Below are 20644 nucleotides of genomic sequence, written 5' to 3' on the forward strand. Positions count from 1 at the left end.
CCGCCCCCGTCCACCTCACCGCCTCCGCCCTCCTCGCCACCACCGCCCTGGGCCCTGCTGGCCGAACTCACCCACCGCTGTCCGCTGCACTGCCCCTACTGCTCCAACCCGCTCGAATTCGCCGCCCGTTCAAGTGAACTCTCCGCCGAGGAATGGTCGGACGTGCTGCGGCAGGCCGCCGGACTCGGCGTCGTCCACACCCATCTCTCCGGTGGCGAGCCACTGCTCCGCCCCGATCTGCCGGCCATCGTCGCCGCGGCCGAGTCTGCCGGGATCTACACCCAGCTGGTCACCAGCGGGAGCGGGCTGAGCGCACCGAGGATGTCCGTGCTCGCGTCCGCCGGGCTGCGCAGCGTCCAGCTGTCGGTGCAGCACGCGGACCCGGCGGCCTCCGACCGGATCGCCGGACACCGCTCCTTCACGGCCAAGGAGCGGGCCGCCGCCGTCGTACGTGACGCCGGGCTGCCGCTGGGCCTCAACGTCGTCCTCCACCGCGACAACCTCGACGCCGTGGACGACATCGTGGACCTCGGCGTGGCCTGGGGTGCCGAGCGGATCGAACTGGCCAACGTCCAGTTCTACGGGTGGGCCCTGCGCAACCGCACCGCGCTGCTGCCCACCCGAGACCAGCTGTCCCGCGCCCGGGACACGGTCGACCGCCGACGCGAGCAACTGGCGGGCACCACCGAACTGGTGTGGGTGGTACCGGACTACTTCGACGGCGTGCCGAAACCCTGCATGGGTGGCTGGGGAGCGGTGTCCCTGACCGTCGCCCCGGACGGCGGCGTCCTGCCGTGCCCTGCGGCAGGGGCCCTGCCGGACCTGGACGCACCGAACGTACGTGACCGGTCCCTGGAGTGGATCTGGCACAGCTCCCCCGCCTTCAACCTCTATCGCGGCACCGAGTGGATGAGCGGACCGTGCGATGGCTGCCCCCGCCGCGAGACGGACTTCGGCGGCTGCCGCTGTCAGGCGCACGCGCTCACCGGCGACGCCGCGCGCACCGACCCCGCGTGCGCGCTGTCCCCCGACCACGCCCTCGTACGCGCCCTGGTGGAGGCACCGCCCGCCGCCCCCTCGTCCGCCGACGTCCCGCGCTACGTCTACCGCGGTCCCCGTACGGCACGGCGGGCACGGCACAGGGACTGAACCGTCGAGCGACATCGGCGCCGGTGAACAGGCCGGTCACCGCGTCGGCTGTCCCGGACCTGGCTGCCACGAGCGCAGTCGCATGGCAGGGCAGGGCATGGCAGGGCAGGGCAGGGCAGATCGCCAGACGCTCGGTGCGGCGGAACAGCCCGCTCGCTTATCGCCCGAAGCGGCCGTCAGTCGGCGTGTCCAGGGGTGGCGCTCACTTCTGTCCCGGTCCGGGCACGGTCGGTGTCCCCACCGCTCGGGGCCCGCTCGCCCCCGTCCTGGTGGCGTAGGCGTACCTCGACGTGGCCATCGACGATCCGGGTGTCGAAGGCGGGCTGGGGCGCGGTGGCCGGGCCGCGTACGTTCCATCCGTCGGAGAGGCGGAAGACGCTGCCGTGCCAGGGGCACTGGACGCATCCGTCGGCGATCGTGCCCTCGGAGAGCGGCCCCGCAAGATGGCTGCACCGTTCGGCCAGCGCGTGGATCGTCCCGCCGAATTCCCGCACCACCAGGAGCGGCACGTCGTCCACACTGCGCCGCACCGGCTCCCCGGCCGGGAACTCGTCCACCGTGCCGATCCGGTGCCAGCCTTCCGTGACGACGTGCGGGACCTCTTCCGCGTGGTTGGCACCGGAGGCCTGACGGTAGGCCAGGTGACCGCCCAGCATTCCGCCGAGGCCGACTGCCGACAGGCCCAGAAAGCCGTACGCCCGGCCCCGGTCGGTACGGCCCTTGATCCGGCAGGCGAGCGAGGCCGCGTACAAGCCGACGGCCGTTGTATTGGCCATGGCGTGCACCAGCCCGACCCGCATCTGCTCGCGGTGCAGCTCCGCCCAGTCGGTGGCGCCCGTCAGCGCGGCGGGCACGGCCGCGGCCAGCCCGACGCCCACGAGCAGGTCGGCCTCGCGGGAACGGCCGGGCCGCAGGTCGAGCACGGCCGCCGACAGCCAGCACCCGATCGGCACCTGCACCATCAGAGGATGCACCGGGTGCCCCAGCCACCGGCCGTGCAGCACGTCCCGGCCGCGCCCCAGCGGCAGTGACCGTACGCGCGTCCGAAGCGTGTCGATCACCGGGTCGGCCCAGGGCGCCCGTTCCAGACGGTCCAGGAACCACAGCACTCGGCTCTGCTTCACCCTGCGGCGACGTGGCGTTGCGCTCATGAGCAGCCGAGTCCCCACCTGCGGCACACGGCAAACGGTGCCGCACGGTGTGGGTCACGACCGGCGGAGACCCACCCGGATACCCCCCAGGGTATTTCTGTTACGGTAGTCGACAGATACCCCCCGGGGTAATTTTCACGAAGGAGAGTGCCGTGTTCTTTGTCGACGTTCTGGAGACCGAGGGTCTGGGCAACCGCAGCTATCTGGCGGGCGGCGCCCGCTCGGCAGTGGTGGTGGACCCGCCGCGGGACATCGACCGTGTGATCGCCGCGGCGGCGCGGCGCGGGGTGCGGATCGCGGCCGTCGCCGAGACCCATGTGCACAACGACTACGTGAGCGGCGGCCTGGAGCTGGCCCGGCTGACCGGGGCGCGCTACCTGGTGCCGGCCGGGGCCGAGGTGACGTACGCACGCGTGGCCGTCGCCGACGGGAACGTGGAGCCGGTCGACGACGATCTCGGCCTGCGGGCGGTGGCCACCCCCGGGCACACCCCGCACCACACCTCCTACGTGCTGGAGGAATCAGGGCGAGCGGTGACCGCCTTCACCGGTGGTTCGCTGCTGATCGGGAGCGTGGGCCGGCCCGACCTCGTCGAGCCGCGGCTGACCGAGCGGCTGGCCCGCGCGCAGCACGCCTCCGTGCACCGGCTCGCGGCGGAGCTGGACGACGAGGTGGCGCTGATGCCCACGCACGGCTTCGGCAGCTTCTGTTCGGCCTCGCAGGCCGACGGCTCGCACAGCACGATCGGCTCGGAAAGGGCGTCCAATCCGGTGCTCGCGCAGGACGTGGACGCGTTCGTCAAGGAGCTGCTGGCCGGCTTGGACGATGTCCCCGCGTACTACGCGCACATGGGCCCGGCCAACGCCGGCGGCCCGGCACCCGTCGACCTGACCGCGCCCCGGCGCGCCGACGCCGAAGAGATCGCGCGGCGTCTCGCGGCCGGCGAGTGGGTGGTGGACCTGCGCAGCCGGGTGGCGTTCGCGGCCGGGCATGTGGCCGGGGCGTTCAACTTCGAGGCCGACGGGCAGCTCGCGACCTATCTGGCGTGGATGATCCCGTGGGGCAAGCCGGTGACGCTGCTCGCGGAGAGCGCCGAGGTCGTCGCGCGCGCCCAGCGCGAGCTCGCCCGGGTCGGCATCGACCGACCGGCCGCGGCGGCGGTCGGCTCCCCCGACGCCTGGGTCACCGAGGGGTCCGTGCCGGTGTCGTTCCCGCGGGCCACGTTCGCCGACCTGGCCGCCGCACGAGGCCGCGGCCAGGACGTGGTGGTGGTCGACGTGCGCCGGGACGGTGAACGCGCGGGCGGCTGGATCGACGGCAGCGTCCACCTCCCGGTCCACCAGCTCCGTCGCCGCCTGGACGAGGTGCCCGACGGCACCGTGTGGGTGCACTGCGCGGGCGGGATGCGCGCGGCCATCGCCGCGTCCCTGCTCGACGCCGCGGGCCGCGACGTGGTGGCCGTCGACGACGGCTACGCCGCTGCGGCCGAGGCCGGTCTCCCGCTCGTCGCCCCCGCCCGCTCCTGACCGCGCGGCAGTGCCGTCGCGGAACCCGAGGAACCGAACCATGATCTTCTCCCGGCGCGGCCCCGGCCGCATCACCGTCCCCCAGGCCCACCGCATGCTCCAGGCCGGTACGGCCGCCCTGCTCGACGTCCGCGAGACGGACGAGTTCCGGGCCGGCCACGTCCCCGGAGCCCTGCACGTGCCGCTGTCCCGTCTGTCGGGCGGCACGGCGAGCATCCCCACCGAGCATGCTCTGGTGCTGATCTGCCGCTCGGGCAACCGCTCGCAACGGGCCGCCGCTCTGCTCGCCGAGCGCGGAGTGGCGGCCGTCGACGTCGTGGGCGGAATGCGCGACTGGGCCGCCCGGGGGCTGCCCGTCGAGGACGCGCACGGGGCCGCGGGGACCGTCGTATGACCGTGCTCGTCCTGGCCCTGCTGGCCGGCGCCGTGGTGGGTCTGGGCCTGGGTGCCCTGGGTGCGGGCGGCAGCATCCTGGCCGTTCCGGCCCTGATCTACCTGCTCGGGTTCACCCCGGCAGCGGCCACCACCGCCAGCCTGTTCATCGTGGTCGTCACCTCGGTCACCGCGCTGCTGGCCCATACCCGGGCGGGGACGGTGCGCTGGCGGGCCGGGCTGCTGTTCGCGGCGGCCGGGCTCCTGCCCGCCACCGCGGCCGGCGCCCTGTCCTCGCGTATCCCCCAGGCCGGGCTGACGCTGATGTTCGCGGCGCTCGCCCTCGTCGCCGCCCTGCACATGCTGCGCAACCGCACACCACGCGGGGACGGAGGGGCGTCGGGTCTGCGTGCCGCGGGTGCGGGCGCCGGCCTGGGCACGGTGACCGGCTTCCTCGGAGTCGGCGGCGGCTTCCTCGCCGTACCCGCGCTCGTGACCGTGCTGGCCGTGCCGATGAGCGACGCGGTGGGCACCAGCCTGCTGGTCATCATCGCCAACGCACTGGTGGCTCTCGGCGCCCGCGTCCACACGGGCGTCCACCTGGACTGGGCACTGATCGCACCGTTCCTCGCGACGGCCGTCCTGGGGGCCTGGGACGGCAGGCGCCTGGCCGCCAGGGTCTCCGCCGAGAGGCTGCGGCGCGTCTTCGGCACCGTACTGCTGGCGGTCGCCGTCACCATGGGCGTCACGGCCACGCTGTGAACACCGTACGAAAGCGGCTCACGCCAGGGACAGGAAGAGCTTCTCCAGGCGGGCCCGCATCTGCGCGGAGTCCCTCACCTCCGGGTCCTCGCTGGTCACGCACTGCTCCAACCCGGTCGCGATGATCGAGAAGCCGGCCCGGTCCAGCGCCCTGGAGACCGCCGCGAGCTGTGTGACCACGTCCTCGCAGTCCCGGCCCTCCTCGATCATCCGGATCACTCCCGCGAGCTGCCCCTGAGCCCGTCGCAGCCGGTTGAGCGCCGACTTCAGCTCCTCGGCCGACATGTCGAGCTGCACACTTCCTCCTCCTGTATACCCCCGCGGGTATCGTACCTCGCGGGGAGAACACCCCACAGAAAGGTTCTGTTCCGTGACCACCCCCACCGCGCTGACCCTGCCCCAGGCCACCGGCCGGTTCGGCGACTTCACCGTCATCGACGTCCGCACTCCCGGCGAGTACGCGAGCGGCCACGTCCCCGGTGCCCACAACATCCCCCTGGACCGCATCGACGAGGCCGCACCCGCCCTGGGGTCGGCCGCCGCCCGCGGTCCGCTGCTGATCGTATGCGCCTCAGGAGCCCGCTCGGCCAAGGGCTGCGAACGGCTGGCGGCCCTGGGCGTCGAGGCGGCCACCCTGGAGGGCGGCACGAGCGCCTGGGCGGCGGCCGGCCATCCCGTGGAGCGCCCGGCCGGAGCGCGCACGCCCTGGCCCATGGACCGTCAGGTCCGCCTCGCGGCCGGCTCCCTGGTCGCCCTCGGCTTCACCGCGGGTCTGGTCTGGCCGCCCGCCCACTGGCTGTCCGGCCTGATCGGCGCGGGCCTGGTCTTCTCCGCCACGACCAACACCTGCGCGATGGCCGCCCTCTTGAGCCGGCTCCCCCGCAACCGCCCGCCCAAGGACGCCGTTCCCCTCCAGGAGACCTTGCGGCGGCTGGCCGGCCGAGGTCGACCGGGGGAATGACGGATGTGTTCCGACCTCTCGACGGCAGCCTTATGACTGCATAGACATGACAGCGCAGTCATACGGGCACCGACTACTATCGTCGGGCTCGGATCCACGGTCAGCGGGAGAGGCGCCATGGCACAGGGGTCAGGGCGGGGCGGGAGTTCCGCCGCGCCGCGCAGTGTGGACGTCGCCCGCCTGGCGGGGGTCTCGCAGAAGACGGTGTCGCGGGTCTTCAACGACGAGCCGTACGTCTCCGCGGAGGTGCGCCGACGCGTCCTCGAAGCCGCCGGGCAACTCGGCTACCGGCTGAACAACGCGGCCCGGGCACTGGCCTCCGGCCGTACGCGGTCCATCGGTGTGGTGACGCTCGGGACGGCTTTGTACGGGCCCGCCTCGCTGCTCATGGGAGTCGAGCGCGCCGTCCGGGACACCGGATACGCGCTCCGCGTGGTCAACACGATGGAGGGCGACCCGGCGGGCGTCGCCGGAGCCGTGGACTCGCTCCTCGACCAGGGCGTGGACGGCATCGTCATCTCCGAGCCGATAGACGAGGACGGGCACGACAAGGACGTCTCCATCGGCCTCGACGTGCCTGTCCTCGTCGTGGGTGCGCCGCCGCCGTTCACCGCGCCCAGGGTGCTGGTCGCGGGCGTCGGCGCCGATCTGATGGCACGGACTGCCACCGAGCACCTGCTGGACCTCGGGCACCTGACCGTCCATCACCTCGCCGGTCCGCAGCGGTGGTACGCCGCACGGGACCGCCGGGAGGGCTGGCGCTCCGCGCTCGCCGCACAGGGGATCGACCGGCCTCCCGTCGTCGAGGGCGACTGGTCGGCGGCGTCCGGCTACGCGGCGGGGCGCGAGCTGGCCGCCGACGCCGACATGACCGCGGTGTTCGCCGCGAACGACGACATGGCCATCGGCCTGATCCGCGCACTGACGGAGGCCGGCCGACGCGTACCGCACGACGTGAGCGTCGTCGGCTTCGACGACATCCCGGTCGCCGCCTATGTGACTCCTCCCCTGACCACGGTGCGCCAGCCGTTCGACGCCGTGGCCCAGCAAGGCCTCAAGCGTCTCGTTCACTGCATCGAGAACCCGCAGGCGGACCCACTGCCGACGAGCGACCCACCGGTCGACCTCGTGGTCCGCGCCTCGACCGCGCCTCCACCGCCCCGGACGACCCCGGGTCACGGTCGGCGTACCGACTCCCGTCCGTATGGGGATCCGCAGGGTCCGCCGCCCCTGATCGGAGGTGCGTCCGACCCTCACTGATCGCGCGCGGACAGCCCGGACAACCGATGTCACCGCCGGGCACGTGAACGCCGGGCGAGCGGCCCCACCGGCCTCTCCTCACTTCGGCGCCTTCACGATCGCGCCCCCGCCGCTCCGGACCATCCCGTGACGCGGGCGACGCGTCCTCCTCTTTCTTCACACGGCAGCCGCTGAGTGGGTTCGCCGCGCCCCTTTCCGGTCCGTCCCGTCACTTCCCCCCGGCCGCCCCCTTCCGTCTTTGTAGCGGAGGGGACGGGCACGGGCGAAGTCCTCGACGACGTGCACCCGGCCATGTCGGCCTCCGGTCCTGGTCATCACGTCCGAACCGTCCTCCTCCCTCCTCACTCCTTCGTTCCGCACGCCCTCGCCCGGCGTGCCGTCACCTTCGCCATCGGCGGGAGTTCACCATGCACAGATTCAGCTCCGTCCCCAGCCCGTCCCGGATCAACCGGCGGCTCTTCCTGACCGCGGCGGGAGCGGTGTCGCTGGGGGCCGCGCTGTCCGCCTGCGGCGGCAGCGACTCCGGCTCCGGCGGCTCCTCCTCCAATAGCCGGTCGGTCAGGCCGACATCGACAAAGCGATGAAGACCCCGACCGAGCTGACGTTCTGGACGTGGGTCCGGACATCGAGCAGGAGGTCGCGCTCTTCGAGAAGAAGTACCCGGCCGTCAAGGTCAAGGTCGTCAACGCCGGTCAGGGCGTGCAGCACTACGCGAAGCTGCGCACGGCGATCAAGGCCGGCAAGGGCGCTCCGGACGTGGCGCAGATGGAGTACCAGGCCCTCTCGACGTTCACGATCACGGACAGCCTGCTGGATCTGCGCCCGTACGGCGCGTCCGAGCTGAGGGACAAGTTCGTCGACTGGACGTGGGGGCAGGTCAGCGGCCCGAACGGTGAGGTCTGGGCGATCCCGCAGGACACCGGCCCGATGGGCCTGCTGTACCGGAAGGACATCTTCGACGAGTACGGGATCGAGCCGCCGAAGACCTGGGACGACTTCGCCGCCGCGGCACGCAAGCTCCACAAGGCCAACCCCAGGATCTACCTGACCAACCTCGCGGCGAACGAGGCCGCCGCGTGGCACGGCCTGCTGTGGCAGGCGGGCGCCCAGCCGTACGCGGTCTCCGGCAAGAGCGACATCTCCATCAGCGTCAACGACGAGACGTCGAGGAAGCTGGCGGCGTACTGGGGCGGGCTCGCGAAGGAAGGGGTCATCAGCAGCGACCCCGACTTCACCGACGCGTGGTACGCCGGGCTCAACAAGGGCAAGTACGCCACCTGGATCACCGCCGCCTGGGGACCCGCCTTCCTCTCCGGTTCCGCCAAGTCCACCGCGGGCAAGTGGCGGGCGGCCCCGCTGCCGCAGTGGGACGCCTCCAAGCCGAGCGCCGGCAACTGGGGCGGCTCGACGAGCGCGGTCATCAGGTCGACGAAGAACCCGATCGCGGCGGCGATGTTCGCGCAGTTCCTCAACAGCGACCCCGCGAGCGCCGAGCTGTTCGCGACCAAGCAGTCGTTCTTCCCGGCGACGAAGACACTGCTCGCGGACCCCGGTTACGTCGGCGCCGAGCCGGCCTTCTACGGCGGTCAGAAGGTCAACCAGGTATTCGCCGACATCGGCGAGACGGTCTCTCCGTCCTTCCGGTGGCCGCCCTTCCTGGACCAGGCCGTCACCGACTGGACCGAGACCGTCGGCAAGTCCCTCGCCAGGAAGACCGACACCGTCGCGGCCCTCGACGCCTGGCAGAAGCGGCTCACCACCGCCCCACCGGTCTCCTGCGGTCGCACGGATCAATGGACAGAAGGGAGAATTACCTAGCAGTCAAGACCGAACCGGCGTGGCGGAGGAGGCCGCGATGGAGGAGCAATTCGTCTGGGTGACCACGCGCCGGCTCCGGCCGGACACTCTGGAGGCATTCGAGAGGGCATGGCAACCGGATCCCTACCCGAAGGGTCTGCGCCGCGCCTTCGCCTACTGGTCCGAGGACGGCCAGGAGATCACCGGGGTGTCGTTCTGGGACTCCGAGGAGGCATGCGATGCCTGGCGGGCCTCCGAGCCCGAGGCGCAGCGCCGCGCGGCGTTGGCCCCGTACGTCGCCGAAGAGCGGGAGGGCTTCTACCGCGGCCGGGAACTCGCCGTCCCGCAGCGGTAGCCGGGGCGGGCGCGCCGTCCTGTGGCGCCGCTCGCCGGTGCAGCCCGTCAGTGCTTCGGCTTCGCCGACGCCTTGGCGCACAGGTACGGACGCGCGAGCAGCAGGCCGGTGCCGGTCAGGGCGATGCCGAGGTAGACCGGCGCGAGATGGACGAAGTCCGTGTAGTGGATCGCGCCGTGCACCACGACAGCGGGCAGGAAACCGGCGGCCGCCGCCGCGGTCAGAGTCCAGAACACCCAGGCCTCACCCCGTCGCCAGCCCCACGCGCTGAGCAGAGTGATCGCGACCGCGGCGGCCATCAGGGCGCCGCCGAACCCCGCGCGGTCGTGGGCGACGAACGGCACGAGCCGAGGATTCATGGTTTCCAGGGTCTGTGTGCCGACGCCCAGGAAGGTCAGGTCGGTCGGCACGAAGACACCGGTCAGACCGACCACCGAGATCACCGCTCCGCCGACGAACAGCCCCGCTCCCGTGACGATCAGCAGCAGCTGGCCGGCCAGCGCCCGGCGGCGCTCCGGCTCCGGCCCCTCGGGCGCCAGGTTCCACCGCGGTGCGTGCGGGGTCCGGCGGACCGCGGCCACGTACATCGGGAACAGCACCATGGTGGTGGCCGTGTGCAGCGGTTCCACGAAGCCGGTGACCAGGAAGTAGAACAAGGTGGGGAAGCCGATCGCCCCCGAGAGCAGATACACCTCGCGTGCCCAGGGCCAGCCGCGTCTGATCCCGCCCACGGCGAGGCCGGTGTAGAGGGCGCCGATCGCGACCATCGTGCCGGCCATGGTGATCCGGTCGTGCTGGAGGAAGTGCACGAGGTGGTGGTTGGCGGCATGCAGCTCGGACAGCGTCATGCCGAGGTAGTCGCGGTCGTACCAGAGCAGCACCGGCCCGAGCGTGATCGCGGCGGCGCCGAGTCCGGCGCCCGTCATACCGAGCCCGACGAGCAGCGCCCACCACCAGGCGGGCCAGCGGCGGGGATCGCGGCCGACGTCCCATAGCCGCGGAGCGGACGAGGTGGGCGTGGCTGCCTCGGTGACCCGTGCGAACCAGCCGGGTCCGGCCTCGACGAGCACCCCGGGCCGGGCGAGCACGACGGCGCCCGGCTCCTCGAGCGCGGCGGCCGCGGCGGTGACCGAGGGGTCGGACACCTGGACCAGGTGCGGGTCGTCGCCGCAGGTGAACCCGTCCACATGGGGCTTGAGGGCGGCCTCGGCCTCGGGGTCTCGGGCACGGACGACCAGCGGGATCGAGCGGCCGGCAGCGGCCTCGCGTACGGTCTCCGCGTCGGCCGCCGAGACAGGAGCCACCTCGACGACACCCGCCCCGAGCGGGGGCATGGCGCGTACCGCTGCACGGGCGAGCGAGGGCGGGACGGATATGCCGAGGCGGACGGGCACGGGCACGCCGGCGATCTCCCCGGCGAGCCGCTCGGGCGGATGGCGGTGACCGAACCCCCGGGCGATCAGCCGCGCGCCGGCGGGGCGGGAGCCGATCGCGGCCAGCAGCCGCAGCGCGGTCCGCTGCGAACGGCGCCGGCCGACCACGGCGGCGGCCGCTCCGCGCAGCGGATGATACGTCCAGTCCGGCATCAGTGGCTCTCGCTCTCCGTCGCGGTCACCCGGTCCCCCGGTCACCGGGCGCGGTCCAGCCGAGCACCGGCGTCATGGAACGCAGCGTCGCCCGCGTCGGCGTCAGCCGGGCGGCCATGTCCCGCAGCAGCACCGCGGGCGGCCACGACAGCTGGCCGACCGCGCCGAGCCGGGCGGAGCGGCGTGTGACGGCCTGGGTCCGCGGGCGGCGCAGCAGATCGTACGAGCGGAGCGCGGCGGCCACGTCCGGGGTGCCGTCTAGGCAGTGGGCGAGGGTGACCGCGTCCTCCAGCGCCTGGCACGCGCCCTGGCCCAGATTGGGGGTCATGGCATGGGCCGCGTCGCCCAGCAGCGCGGCCCGGCCGCGGACGAAGGAGGGCAGCGGCGGCAGGTCGTACAGGTCGTGGCGGAGCACCGCGTCCGCGGGCACGGCGGCCAGCAGGGCGGGGACGGGATCCGGCCAGGACCCGAACCGGCGCAGCAGTTCGGCATACTCTGACGATCCGGACGAGCCGGAGGCCCCTCCCGCCGGCAGCGACGCGGTCGCGAAGCAGTACATCCGCCCGCCCGGCAGCGCCGTGTAGCCGAACCTCTCGCCGCGGCCCCAGGTCGCCGCGCCCTCGGAGGGCGGCGCGGCGAGAGGCCCGGTGACCATGCGCCAGGCGGTGTAACCGGCGTACCGGGGGCCGGCCGCGTCGGGCCACAGGGCACGACGGACCGCACTGCGCAGCCCGTCGGCGCCTACCACGAGCTCGGGCCGGGACTCGCCCCCGCGGTGTTCGACGACCAGGCGGTGGCCGTCGTCGCGGACCGCGGACACCTCGCTGCCCGGTCGTAGGCTGTCGGCGGGCAGCGCCTCGGTGAGCGCCCGCAACAGGTCCGCGCGGTGCAGGACCACCAGGGGATGGCCGAAGCGGCGCGTCAGTTCCGCGTTGTCCGTACGGGACAGCCAGCGGCCCCGGCGGTCGCGTACGCCGCCTGTGGCCTCGACGGCCCCGAGTGCCCGGACGGTGCCGGCCAGGCCGAGCACGTCGAGCGCGTGCAGCGCGTTGGGCCACAGGGAGATGCCGGCGCCGATCTCGGTGAACTCCGGGGCCCGTTCCAGCACTTCGACGCGCCAGCCCCGGCGGTGCAGGGCGATGGCCGCCGCGAGGCCGCCGATCCCGCCGCCGACAACGGTCGCGGCGCGCTGCGGCATGGGTCCTCGCTCGGGGTTCGGGGGCTTGGCCCCCGGTCAAGTGGTCGTCGATCCGGTGCCCGAGCGGCATGTGACACGGCACGGGGTCCGGCTGGGCAGGCCATAGCAACATGTCGACAGGTGCCTGTCAACGCGCCGAGGGGCGGACCGGCCGGTTCAGCACCAAGCCCGTCCTGCCAGGTGCAGATGGTGCGGCGCTGGGACGGGGTGCACCGATCGGGTCTCTCTTCGGCCCCGGTCACTCGAAAAGCCCATGAAGTAGATCGAATGCGGACCTCTCCGGTGGCGGGGGGCGGCCATCCCGCCGAGGGTGATCCCGTCGCCACTGCGATCCGGATCAGTCGGTGCCGCGTCGGCTACGCAGTCGCGGTGAAAGGGGGTACTCCCATGCGCATTGCCCGGGACCTGTTCGTCTCCGCCGCGATCATCGCGTTCCTCGCGATCTCCGCGCCCGTCCCGAATGCCGTGATGACGGCCGGGCCTCGGTATGCCGCGGCCTGATCGTGTTCCTCTCGCACTTGCTGCACTGTCGTGGCCGCCGTCGCCCGCGAGGGGTGATGAGGGCCACGTTCCCGGCGTGTCGCCGGTTCTGCATGCCCAACAGCCGCCCCGTTCACGAAAGGGCACCGTCGCATGGCCGCCCCCCAGCCGAACCAGTCCCAGGCCAAGCCGGCACCGCGTTCCCGTCGCGGTGCCGTGCTGTGGCCCGCAGTGGCAGTGCTGCTGGGTGCCGTGTTCATCCACAACGCGCTGCAGAGCCATACCGATCTCAGGCCGCACACGCGGCCCGCGGGGGCCGCCCCGGCAGCGACCAGGGCGACTGCGGCCGCCGCTGAGCAGACGCTGCCCCGTTCCGCGCCGACGCGGCTCTGGATCCCGGAGATCGCCGTGGACGCACCCTTCACGGGGCTGTCCCTCGGCGCGTCGGGACGGCTGGACGCACCACCTGTCGACGACACCAACCTCGTCGGCTGGTTCCTGGGCGGGGCCTCGCCCGGCGAACGCGGCTCGTCGATCGTGGTCGGCCATCTCGACACCAGAACCGGCCCGGCCGTGTTCGCGAAGCTCCGGAGGCTCAAGCCCGGAAGCATGGTGCACGTCTTCCGTGCGGACAGCATGGTCGTGAGTTTCACGGTGTATTCCGTCAAGACCTTCAGCAAAGCGCGCTTCCCGAACGAGCGGGTCTACGCCGACACTCCCTCACCCCAGATGCGCCTGATCACGTGTGGCGGTGAATACGACCGGAGCGCCCAGAGCTATGAGGACAATGTGGTGGTGTTCGCCCGGCTCCATGCGGCACATCGCGCCTGAGAGCGTGGCCTGCCTTCAGGGGCGGCGGGGCCGCGCGGTAGCGGATGCCGGGCGTCGGCACCGTCGGAGTGGTGTCCGGAGTTCATGGGCCGACCTGTCGCGGGGTGTCGTGTCATACGGGACGACACGTCCGCCGCGAAGCCGGACGAGGGCGCCGTTCACAGCAGAGGCGGCAGGACAAAGAGGCCCTTGCCGCGAGGCCGGCTGGCGGCTTCGCCCGTGGAGCAGCACGCGAAACGAGTAGGCCGAAAGGCTGAGGAAGTCGCAGTGCATGCGTCGTCACGGCGTTGGCATGCAGGTTTACGCCTCTTGCCCCCCAGCCGCCTCAGTCGGTCCCGTTGCGGTCGAGCAGTTCCCTGACGCCGCGGGCCGTGAGCGCCAGCTCCTCCGGCGTGCCGGCGTCGATGACCAGCGACAGCTGCTCGGACGGCCAGCCATGGGCCAGCGCACCCAGCACCACGCTGCGATGACGCCGAACCTGTGGAAGCACCTGCTCCATGCGTGACTGAGTGGTGAAGACCGGCACCAGCTCGGTGCCGTCGTCGAGTTCGTACACGGGCAGGCTCAGCGCCTTGGGGTCCGGGCCGACCGCGTCCATCTCGGCGGGGAGCAGCACCTCACTGCCGGCCAGCGTGCGCAGCGCCGCGTCGTCCGCTCCGTTCTCGACGACCACGCGCAGGGCCTGCTGGGCGGCAGCACCGCTGCCGGATGGGGAGTCAGTCATCGTGCGTCCAATCACTGTGCGGAACGCATGTCTCCGGTCGGATCACCGAGTCCGGGTACCCAGGACTCCGGCCAGCATGTGCGCCCCCCCTTCTGCGGGTACTCGCCCAGGGCCCGAGGCGGCGGACCAGGCGCCGCCACAGGATCGTCCGCGATGACCGCTGTCACCGCTCGTGCGGCAGGGCACGCGTCGCGGGGCAGAACTCGACCAGTCAGGAGTTTCCGAGCGATGACGCAGCACAGGGGATCCGAGATCATCAAGGACTGGCCGGAAGAATCGCGTGAGGCAGCGCATCTGGTCATCGACCAGTACGGCGAACCACAGGAGGCCACCGTCTCGCTGCTCACCTGGCACCGCCCCGGACCGTGGAAGCGGGTGGAGGCGTCCCGGACTTTCTACTCGCACGAGTTCCCGATACCTCACATCGACTCGGTGGAGTCGTTCATCGACTACCGGGTTCCGCCGGAGAAGTTCACCCCGCTTGCCCGCTTCGACGGAAGCGTCATCGTCGAGCGGACCGCCGGTGAGGTGTCGGCCCGTTGCCACGACGAGCAGGCGAACTTAATCCGGCTCCGCCGGTCACCAGGGCCCGGCGGAAGGCGCGTCGGCTCATCGGGCTCTCCTCACTCTCGCCCTCGTGCGCGTGCCGCCTGAGTAACCCGGGAGCGAGTGCGCATGCGCGGCCGTACGGGACCGGAGGGTGCCGAAGCACACCGGCAGAGGGCGGTCTCCGGCCCCGGGGGTCAGGCGTGGACGTGCCCGCGCCGGTGTCCGTGCCCGCGCCCGCGGTTGGTGAACAGCCGGTACAGCGCGAGGAGGATGACGGACCCGACGATGGCCGCGATCCAGGTGGACAGGTCGAAGAAGCCGTCGATCGAGTCGACTCCGAGGATCACCTTGCCGAGGAATCCTCCGAGCAGGCCTCCGGCGATACCGATGAGCATGGTGACGATGATTCCGCCCGGGTCCTTGCCCGGCATGAGCGCCTTGGCGACAGCCCCGGCGAGCAGACCGATGAATATCCACGCGATGATGCCCATGGCAGAAATTCTCCTTGTGTCCGGTTCGCCGGACGTGTTTCCCACGAACGCGTCACCAAACCGCAGTTGACGCCCGAGCCCGCCCCCGGCCGCACCCGCCGCACCGCGACCGGGCGGCGGTCCGGACCGGATTGACCGTCGCACGAAGGGGTACTCCGACGATCTTGGGAGACCGGCCGCCGGCCGGAGGTCGGAAGGAGAGCCGTGCCTGACGAGAAGGTCAAGAACGTCTTCGTGATCGGGCTCGACGAAGCCAATCTGCCGACGCTCCGGCAGGTCCCGGGAGCGGAGTCGCTGTGCTTCCACCAGCTGCTGACGATCGATGAGCTGCAGCTCGGCGAGGTGCACATGCCCGCGCTGATCGAGAAGGCCCAGGGTGTGCTGGACGCCTTCGACGGAAGCGTCGACGCGATCGTCGGCTACTGGGACTTCCCCGTCAGCACCCTCGTCCCGATCCTGAGCGAGCGCTACGGCACCCGCAGCACGAGCCTCGAATCGGTGGTCAAGTGCGAGCACAAGTACTGGAGCCGGCTGGAGCAGCGGAAGGTCACCGACCGGCACCCGCGCTTCGGCAGGGTCGACCTGGCAGCCGAGCCGCCGCGCCCGCCCGAGGACGTCGGGTTCCCGATGTGGGTCAAGCCCGCGCTCTCGTACTCCTCCGAACTCGCCTTCGGCGTCCGGGACGAACAGGAGTTCCGTACCGCGGTCGCCGAGATCCGCGAGGGCATCTCCCGGATCGGCCGCCCCTTCGAGTACCTCCTCGAACACATCGACCTGCCACCGGAGATGGACGGCGTCGGCGGTCAGGTCTGCCTGGTGGAGGAAGCGATGTCCGGGGTCCAGGTCGCCGTGGAGGGTTATGTCCACCAGGGCGAGGTGACGGTCTACGGGGTCCTGGACTCCATCAACTACCCGGACTCCGCGAGCTTCCTGCGCCACCAGTACCCCTCGACGCTGCCGCCACCGGTCCTCGCGCAGCTCCATGACGTCACCGGGCGCGTGATGCGCCGTATCGGCCTGGACTCTGCCACCTTCAGCGTCGAGTACTTCTACGACCCGCGGACGCGGGAGATCAGCCTGCTGGAGATCAACCCCCGCCATTCCCAGTCGCACGCGGAGCTGTTCCAGTACGTCGACGGCGTACCCAACCACCACTGCATGGTCGGCCTCGCCCTCGGCGACGACCCGCGCATGCCGCACCGCGAGGGCCCGTACGCGATGGCGGCGAAGTGGTACCACCGCTGGTTCACCGACGGCGTGGTGCGCCGTGTGCCCGGGCCCGAGGACATCGCCCGCATCGAGCGGGAGACCCCGGGCGTACGCGTCGACGTGGTCCCCGAGAAGGGCAGCCGGCTCTCGGAGCTGCCCCAGCAGGACAGCTACAGCTACGAGTTGGCCCACATCTTCACCGGCGGGGCGGACGAGAAGGAGCTGCGGGAGAAGTACGACCACTGTGTGGCCGCCCTGGGTTTCGTCTTCGACGAGGCCCCGCCCGAGTGACGCGACAATGACGAGATGCCGCAAGAGTGAGGAGCACGTCGGTCCCATGCGTTACGTGACCAACCTGCCGTACGCGACGAAGGAAGAAGAACACGTCACGATCCCCATGTCCGACGGGGCCCGTCTCTCCGCGCGCATCTGGCGCCCCACATCCTCGGACGACGAGCCGGTGCCCGCGGTGCTGGAGTACATCCCGTACCGCAAGCGCGATCTGACGGCCGTACGGGACTCGATCCACCACCCGTACATCGCCGGGCACGGCTACGCCTGCGTCCGTGTCGACCTGCGCGGCACCGGCGAGTCGGAGGGGGTGCTGCGGGACGAGTACCTGGAACGGGAGCAGGCCGACGCGGAGGAGGTCCTCGCGTGGCTGGCGGAACAGCCCTGGTGCGACGGCGGCACCGGGATGATGGGCATCTCCTGGGGCGCGTTCGCGGCGCTCCAGGTGGCGGCCCGCCGGCCGCCCAGTCTGAAGGCCGTCGTCATCGCCTCGTTCACCGACGACCGGCACGCCGACGACATGCACTACATGGGCGGCGCCCTGCTGTCGGACAACCTGGCCGAGGCGGGCACGATGTTCGCCTACGGCACCTGTCCGCCCGACCCCGCCGTGGTCGGCGACCGCTGGCGCGAGATGTGGCTCGAACGGCTGGAGCACACGGAGCCCTGGGTGCTCCAGTGGCTGCGCCACCAGCGCCGGGACGACTACTGGCGGCACGCCTCGGTGTGCGAGGACTACCGGAGCGTGCGCTGCCCGGTCCTGGCCTCCAGCGGATGGGCGGACGGGTACTCCAACGCCGTGACCCGGCTGCTCGGCAACCTGGACGTGCCCCGCAAGGGACTGATCGGCCCCTGGTCGCACAAGTTCCCCCACCTCGGGGAGCCCGGCCCTGCCATCGGCTACCTCCAGGAGGTCGTGCGCTGGTGGGACCACTGGCTCAAGGGCGTCGACAACGACGTCATGGACGGTCCCATGCTGAGGACGTGGATGCAGGACAGCGTGCCGCCCTCCACCTCGTACGAGGAACGGCCGGGACGCTGGGTCGGAGAGCCCGACTGGCCCTCCCCGCACATCCGGCCGGTCACGCATCCGCTCACCCGGCACAGGATCGAAGCCCCGCAGGACACCGCGGGCGGAGGAAAGGAACCCGACGGCGACGCGATGACCGTGCAGTCGCCGCTGTCCGTCGGCCAGTTCGCGGGCAAGTGGGCCTCCTACAACGCGCCACCGGACCTGCCGTACGACCAGCGCGAGGAGGACGGCGGTTCACTCGTCTTCGAAACCGAGCCGCTGACCGAGCGGCTGGAGATCCTCGGCTCACCGAGCGTGGAACTCGATCTGTCGGTCAGCGAACCGGTCGCCATGGTGGCCGCGCGCCTGTCCGACGTCAGCCCCGACGGCGCGGCGACGCGCGTCTCGTACGGCCTGCTGAACCTCACCCGCCGCGACAGCACGGAGTCCCCCGAGCCGCTGGAGCCGGGGCGCCGCTACCGCGCCACCGTCCCGCTGAACGGAGTCGCCCAGGCATTCCCGCCGGGCCACCGCGTCAGGCTCTCCCTCTCCACCTCCTACTGGCCGCTGGCATGGCCGCCGCCGAAGCCCGCGCTGCTCAGCGTCCACGAGAACTCCAGCACGCTCACCCTCCCGGTCCGGCCGGTGGACGAACCCGACGACGTGCCGTCCAGCCCCTTCGGTGAACCCGAGGGCACACCACCGATCGCCACCAGCCAGGTGACGCCCCCCGAGGAACGCTGGGAAGTCAAGCGGGACCTGGTCGGCTACCACGCCGAGCTGCAGATCGTGAAGGACCGGGGCACGGTCCGTTTCGAGGACATCGACCTCGAAGCCGGCCGCCGCGCCCATGAGCGCTATGCGGCGGTCGCCGACGACTTCACCTCGGTCAGCGGCGAATCCACGTGGACCATGCGGTTCCGGCGGGACGACTGGGACGTGCGGGTGGTGACGCACACCGAGCTCAGGTGCGACGGGACGGACTTCCGCGTGGACGCGACCCTGGATGCGTACGAGGCCGACCGACGGGTCTTCTCCCGCACCTGGAACGAGAAGGTGCCGCGCGACCTGCTCTAGCCGGTGCGTCCTCGCCGTACAACCCCGAGGCCATGTGACTGGTCTTTACCACCGTACGGACCAAACCGACCTTCCACCACAACTCTTCCCAACACCGCAACTCTTCCCAACGGGGGAACACATGAGCCTGGTGCGTAACGACCACCGCGACCGCACCCGTCGCGCCGCGACCGCAGCCGTCACCCTTCTGATGGCGGCCGTCCTCGGGGCCGCCGGCGCCGGAGCGTCCAACGCCGACACCGCGGCACCGCGGACGCGGCAGATCGCCTCGTCCGTCCTCGGGAGCGACTACAAGATCACGCTGACCGCGCTGCGGTCGACTCAGGACCAGTACGCCGCCTCCGTGCGGCTGCAGGTCCACACGAAGACCGGTGGCGCCTGGAAGGAGTCCGACCGGGTCACCGTGGGCGAGGTCGACGGGTGGTTCTGGTACCCGCTCACGGGCAGCGGTGCCGTGTGCGAGTTCTCGACCGCGAGCACGGAGCCCGCGCCGCTCACCGTGAGCCTGCTGATCACACCGTCCATCGGCTGCTCCGAGCCGACTCACTACGTCGTGAAGGAAGGCAGGGTTTTCGCCGGCTGACCCCGCGAGCCACCCGCGTACCGATGGGTGGATGCTTCGCTCCCGCGCCTGTTGCATCAAGCACGTGAAAGACACAATCAGTCCACAGCCCACGGACGGCCGGTTTCCGGCCCGCCGGCGGGGTGGTGCGCACCGGCCCGCCGGCATGCGCCCTCCCCCTCCGAGGGGTTCGTAGGATGAGGCTTTGCCGACCCACCACGTGAAGAGCGCAGGAGCGATGTCGCGGCCGAACCTGACCACCTCCATGGCCACCCGGCTGGTGGACCTGATGCGCCGCAGCGGCCTCGAAGAGGGTGCCCATGTCACCGAGCAGTGGGCGGCGGACGAACTGGAGGTCTCCCGCACGCCGGTGCGCAAGGCCATGCTCTTCCTGACCGAGGTCGGGATCCTGGAACGGGTCCCGAACCGCGGCTTCTTCCTCGCACGCGATGCGGGCACCCTCGCCCGGCCGGACCTCGGCGAGGGCGAGAACGTGGAGCAGTCGGTGTACTTCGAGATCGCCGACGACTACGTCGGTGGCCGCTTCACCGGCTCCTTCACCGTGGCCGACATCAGCCGCCGCTACCGGCTCACGCCCCGCCAGGCCGACCGGGTGCTGTCCCGGATGGAGGCCGAGGATCTCGTCCGGCGCAAGGCGGGCGGCCGGGGCTGGGAGTTCCAGCACGTCATGGCCACCGTCGACGCGCATGACCAGAGCTACCGGTTCCGGATGATCATCGAGCCCGCCGCGCTGCTGGAACCGGGCTTCACCGTGGACGTCGAGGCCTTCGCCCGGCACAGGCGGCAGCAGGAGGCCCTGCTCCACGGGGACATCCTGTTGCTGCCCCGCGCCGAACTGTTCCAGGTCAACGCCTCGTTCCACGAGATGCTGGTGGGCTGCTCCGGCAACCAGTTCCTGCTGGACGCCGTACGCCGCCAGAACCGGCTGCGCCGCCTGATCGAGTACCGCCACCAGATCGACCGCTCCCGGCTCGCGGGCCAGGCCAGGGAGCACCTGAGGCTCCTGGACCTGGTGGAGAGCGGGGACCTGAAGGAGGCGTCCGCCTTCCTCAGCGCGCACCTGGACAAAGTGCGGTCGATCAAGACGGGTATCGGCGGGGAGAGTTAGGGCGCCACCGGCGACGTACGCCGGGCCCCGCCGGAGGCCGGGCCGCCACCCGTCACCCGTCACCCATGGCCTCGCTCCGAAATCGGCACTGGTGCCGTTGATCGCCGCCGGCGCTCCAGACGGCTCAGACGACCGGGGACCCGTTGTACCAATCAGCGGATTGAGACAATAT

General features: G+C 71.6%; 19 protein-coding genes and 1 pseudogene. 14 read left to right on the forward strand and 6 right to left on the reverse strand.

All coding sequences use genetic code 11. The features are described from left to right. Window positions 1–1149, forward strand: a 1149-nt coding sequence (gene pqqE / locus FNH04_RS14800) for a pyrroloquinoline quinone biosynthesis protein PqqE (protein ID WP_265580039.1), incomplete at its 5' end; no start/stop codon positions are given. Between the two features lie 176 nt (window positions 1150–1325). Here the strand turns inward: pqqE and FNH04_RS14805 are convergent. After that, window positions 1326–2300, reverse strand: a complete 975-nt coding sequence (locus FNH04_RS14805; protein WP_152784292.1) for a Rieske (2Fe-2S) protein — start codon at window positions 2298–2300, stop codon at window positions 1326–1328. 152 nt (window positions 2301–2452) lie between these two features. On the opposite strand from FNH04_RS14805, the gene FNH04_RS14810 reads away from it, so the two are divergent. Genes FNH04_RS14810 through FNH04_RS14820 form a run of 3 tightly spaced genes read left to right on the forward strand, consistent with a single transcriptional unit; the run spans window position 2453 to window position 4960 of the window. Then, window positions 2453–3826, forward strand: a complete 1374-nt coding sequence (locus tag FNH04_RS14810) for an MBL fold metallo-hydrolase (RefSeq protein WP_322723076.1) — start codon at window positions 2453–2455, stop codon at window positions 3824–3826. Window positions 3827–3866: 40 nt separating this feature from the next. Further along, window positions 3867–4220, forward strand: a complete 354-nt coding sequence (locus FNH04_RS14815) for a rhodanese-like domain-containing protein (protein WP_152784294.1) — start codon at window positions 3867–3869, stop codon at window positions 4218–4220. Further along, window positions 4217–4960, forward strand: a complete 744-nt coding sequence (locus tag FNH04_RS14820) for a sulfite exporter TauE/SafE family protein (RefSeq protein ID WP_152784296.1) — start codon at window positions 4217–4219, stop codon at window positions 4958–4960. Before FNH04_RS14815 ends, FNH04_RS14820 begins: the two co-directional genes overlap by 4 nt. 18 nt (window positions 4961–4978) lie before the next feature. Here FNH04_RS14820 and FNH04_RS14825 read toward each other — a convergent pair whose 3' ends face one another. Further along, on the reverse strand, window positions 4979–5257 hold the full coding sequence (locus tag FNH04_RS14825; RefSeq protein WP_322723077.1) for a metal-sensitive transcriptional regulator: 279 nt from the start codon (window positions 5255–5257) through the stop codon (window positions 4979–4981). A gap of 73 nt (window positions 5258–5330) precedes the next feature. On the opposite strand from FNH04_RS14825, the gene FNH04_RS14830 reads away from it, so the two are divergent. The 4 genes and pseudogenes from FNH04_RS14830 (at window position 5331) to FNH04_RS14845 (ending at window position 9333) form a co-directional block, all read left to right on the forward strand. Beyond that, window positions 5331–5921 (forward strand): rhodanese-like domain-containing protein, encoded by a 591-nt coding sequence (locus tag FNH04_RS14830; protein WP_322723078.1) that lies wholly within the window; start codon window positions 5331–5333, stop codon window positions 5919–5921. Window positions 5922–6038: 117 nt separating this feature from the next. Continuing rightward, a complete protein-coding gene (locus tag FNH04_RS14835) occupies window positions 6039–7181 on the forward strand; it encodes a LacI family DNA-binding transcriptional regulator (protein ID WP_152784301.1) in 1143 nt (380 codons plus the stop codon). A 407-nt stretch (window positions 7182–7588) separates the two neighbouring features. After that, window positions 7589–8999 (forward strand): annotated as a pseudogene (locus tag FNH04_RS14840) (ABC transporter substrate-binding protein). Between the two features lie 37 nt (window positions 9000–9036). Then, window positions 9037–9333 (forward strand): hypothetical protein, encoded by a 297-nt coding sequence (locus FNH04_RS14845; RefSeq protein ID WP_152784303.1) that lies wholly within the window; start codon window positions 9037–9039, stop codon window positions 9331–9333. 47 nt (window positions 9334–9380) lie between these two features. Here FNH04_RS14845 and FNH04_RS14850 read toward each other — a convergent pair whose 3' ends face one another. Next, on the reverse strand, window positions 9381–10919 hold the full coding sequence (locus FNH04_RS14850; protein ID WP_152784305.1) for a hypothetical protein: 1539 nt from the start codon (window positions 10917–10919) through the stop codon (window positions 9381–9383). Between the two features lie 25 nt (window positions 10920–10944). Beyond that, window positions 10945–12117, reverse strand: a complete 1173-nt coding sequence (locus FNH04_RS48640) for an FAD-dependent monooxygenase (RefSeq protein ID WP_152784307.1) — start codon at window positions 12115–12117, stop codon at window positions 10945–10947. Window positions 12118–12750: 633 nt separating this feature from the next. Between FNH04_RS48640 and FNH04_RS14860 the strand changes: the two genes are divergently transcribed. Next, window positions 12751–13428: a class F sortase gene (locus FNH04_RS14860; protein WP_152784309.1), complete on the forward strand. Its 678-nt coding sequence runs from the start codon at window positions 12751–12753 to the stop codon at window positions 13426–13428. 325 nt (window positions 13429–13753) lie between these two features. Here FNH04_RS14860 and FNH04_RS14865 read toward each other — a convergent pair whose 3' ends face one another. Next, on the reverse strand, window positions 13754–14152 hold the full coding sequence (locus FNH04_RS14865; protein WP_152784311.1) for an SseB family protein: 399 nt from the start codon (window positions 14150–14152) through the stop codon (window positions 13754–13756). A gap of 228 nt (window positions 14153–14380) precedes the next feature. Here FNH04_RS14865 and FNH04_RS14870 point away from each other — a divergent pair, with 228 nt between their 5' ends. Next, complete coding sequence (locus tag FNH04_RS14870) at window positions 14381–14806, forward strand: hypothetical protein (RefSeq protein WP_228031378.1); 426 nt, start codon at window positions 14381–14383, stop codon at window positions 14804–14806. Window positions 14807–14895: 89 nt separating this feature from the next. Here the strand turns inward: FNH04_RS14870 and FNH04_RS14875 are convergent, their stop codons facing one another. Then, window positions 14896–15192, reverse strand: a complete 297-nt coding sequence (locus FNH04_RS14875) for a GlsB/YeaQ/YmgE family stress response membrane protein (RefSeq protein ID WP_152784313.1) — start codon at window positions 15190–15192, stop codon at window positions 14896–14898. A gap of 204 nt (window positions 15193–15396) precedes the next feature. Here FNH04_RS14875 and FNH04_RS14880 point away from each other — a divergent pair, with 204 nt between their 5' ends. The 4 genes from FNH04_RS14880 (at window position 15397) to FNH04_RS14895 (ending at window position 20472) form a co-directional block, all read left to right on the forward strand. After that, window positions 15397–16692 carry an ATP-grasp domain-containing protein gene (locus FNH04_RS14880; protein ID WP_322723079.1) on the forward strand — a complete coding sequence of 432 codons (1296 nt, stop codon included), beginning with the start codon at window positions 15397–15399 and terminating at the stop codon, window positions 16690–16692. A gap of 46 nt (window positions 16693–16738) precedes the next feature. Beyond that, window positions 16739–18781, forward strand: a complete 2043-nt coding sequence (locus tag FNH04_RS14885) for a CocE/NonD family hydrolase (protein WP_152784315.1) — start codon at window positions 16739–16741, stop codon at window positions 18779–18781. Between the two features lie 121 nt (window positions 18782–18902). Further along, on the forward strand, window positions 18903–19364 hold the full coding sequence (locus tag FNH04_RS14890) for a hypothetical protein (RefSeq protein ID WP_152784317.1): 462 nt from the start codon (window positions 18903–18905) through the stop codon (window positions 19362–19364). A 217-nt stretch (window positions 19365–19581) separates the two neighbouring features. Further along, window positions 19582–20472, forward strand: a complete 891-nt coding sequence (locus tag FNH04_RS14895) for a GntR family transcriptional regulator (RefSeq protein WP_152784319.1) — start codon at window positions 19582–19584, stop codon at window positions 20470–20472. Window positions 20473–20644 lie beyond the last annotated feature (172 nt).

Source organism: Streptomyces phyllanthi, from assembly GCF_009377205.1.
Classification (GTDB): domain Bacteria; phylum Actinomycetota; class Actinomycetes; order Streptomycetales; family Streptomycetaceae; genus Streptomyces; species Streptomyces phyllanthi.

Excerpts from the sequence above, each read along its gene's own strand:
- FNH04_RS14805 (WP_152784292.1), bottom strand. The coding sequence starts at position 2,300 with ATGAGCGCAACGCCACGTCGCCGCAGGGTGAAGCAGAGCCGAGTGCTG.
- FNH04_RS14815 (WP_152784294.1), top strand. The coding sequence starts at position 3,867 with ATGATCTTCTCCCGGCGCGGCCCCGGCCGCATCACCGTCCCCCAGGCC.
- FNH04_RS14820 (WP_152784296.1), top strand. The coding sequence starts at position 4,217 with ATGACCGTGCTCGTCCTGGCCCTGCTGGCCGGCGCCGTGGTGGGTCTG.
- FNH04_RS14835 (WP_152784301.1), top strand. The coding sequence starts at position 6,039 with ATGGCACAGGGGTCAGGGCGGGGCGGGAGTTCCGCCGCGCCGCGCAGT.
- FNH04_RS14845 (WP_152784303.1), top strand. The coding sequence starts at position 9,037 with ATGGAGGAGCAATTCGTCTGGGTGACCACGCGCCGGCTCCGGCCGGAC.
- FNH04_RS14850 (WP_152784305.1), bottom strand. The coding sequence starts at position 10,919 with ATGCCGGACTGGACGTATCATCCGCTGCGCGGAGCGGCCGCCGCCGTG.
- FNH04_RS48640 (WP_152784307.1), bottom strand. The coding sequence starts at position 12,117 with ATGCCGCAGCGCGCCGCGACCGTTGTCGGCGGCGGGATCGGCGGCCTC.
- FNH04_RS14860 (WP_152784309.1), top strand. The coding sequence starts at position 12,751 with ATGGCCGCCCCCCAGCCGAACCAGTCCCAGGCCAAGCCGGCACCGCGT.
- FNH04_RS14865 (WP_152784311.1), bottom strand. The coding sequence starts at position 14,152 with ATGACTGACTCCCCATCCGGCAGCGGTGCTGCCGCCCAGCAGGCCCTG.
- FNH04_RS14870 (WP_228031378.1), top strand. The coding sequence starts at position 14,381 with ATGACGCAGCACAGGGGATCCGAGATCATCAAGGACTGGCCGGAAGAA.
- FNH04_RS14875 (WP_152784313.1), bottom strand. The coding sequence starts at position 15,192 with ATGGGCATCATCGCGTGGATATTCATCGGTCTGCTCGCCGGGGCTGTC.
- FNH04_RS14885 (WP_152784315.1), top strand. The coding sequence starts at position 16,739 with ATGCGTTACGTGACCAACCTGCCGTACGCGACGAAGGAAGAAGAACAC.
- FNH04_RS14890 (WP_152784317.1), top strand. The coding sequence starts at position 18,903 with ATGAGCCTGGTGCGTAACGACCACCGCGACCGCACCCGTCGCGCCGCG.
- FNH04_RS14895 (WP_152784319.1), top strand. The coding sequence starts at position 19,582 with ATGTCGCGGCCGAACCTGACCACCTCCATGGCCACCCGGCTGGTGGAC.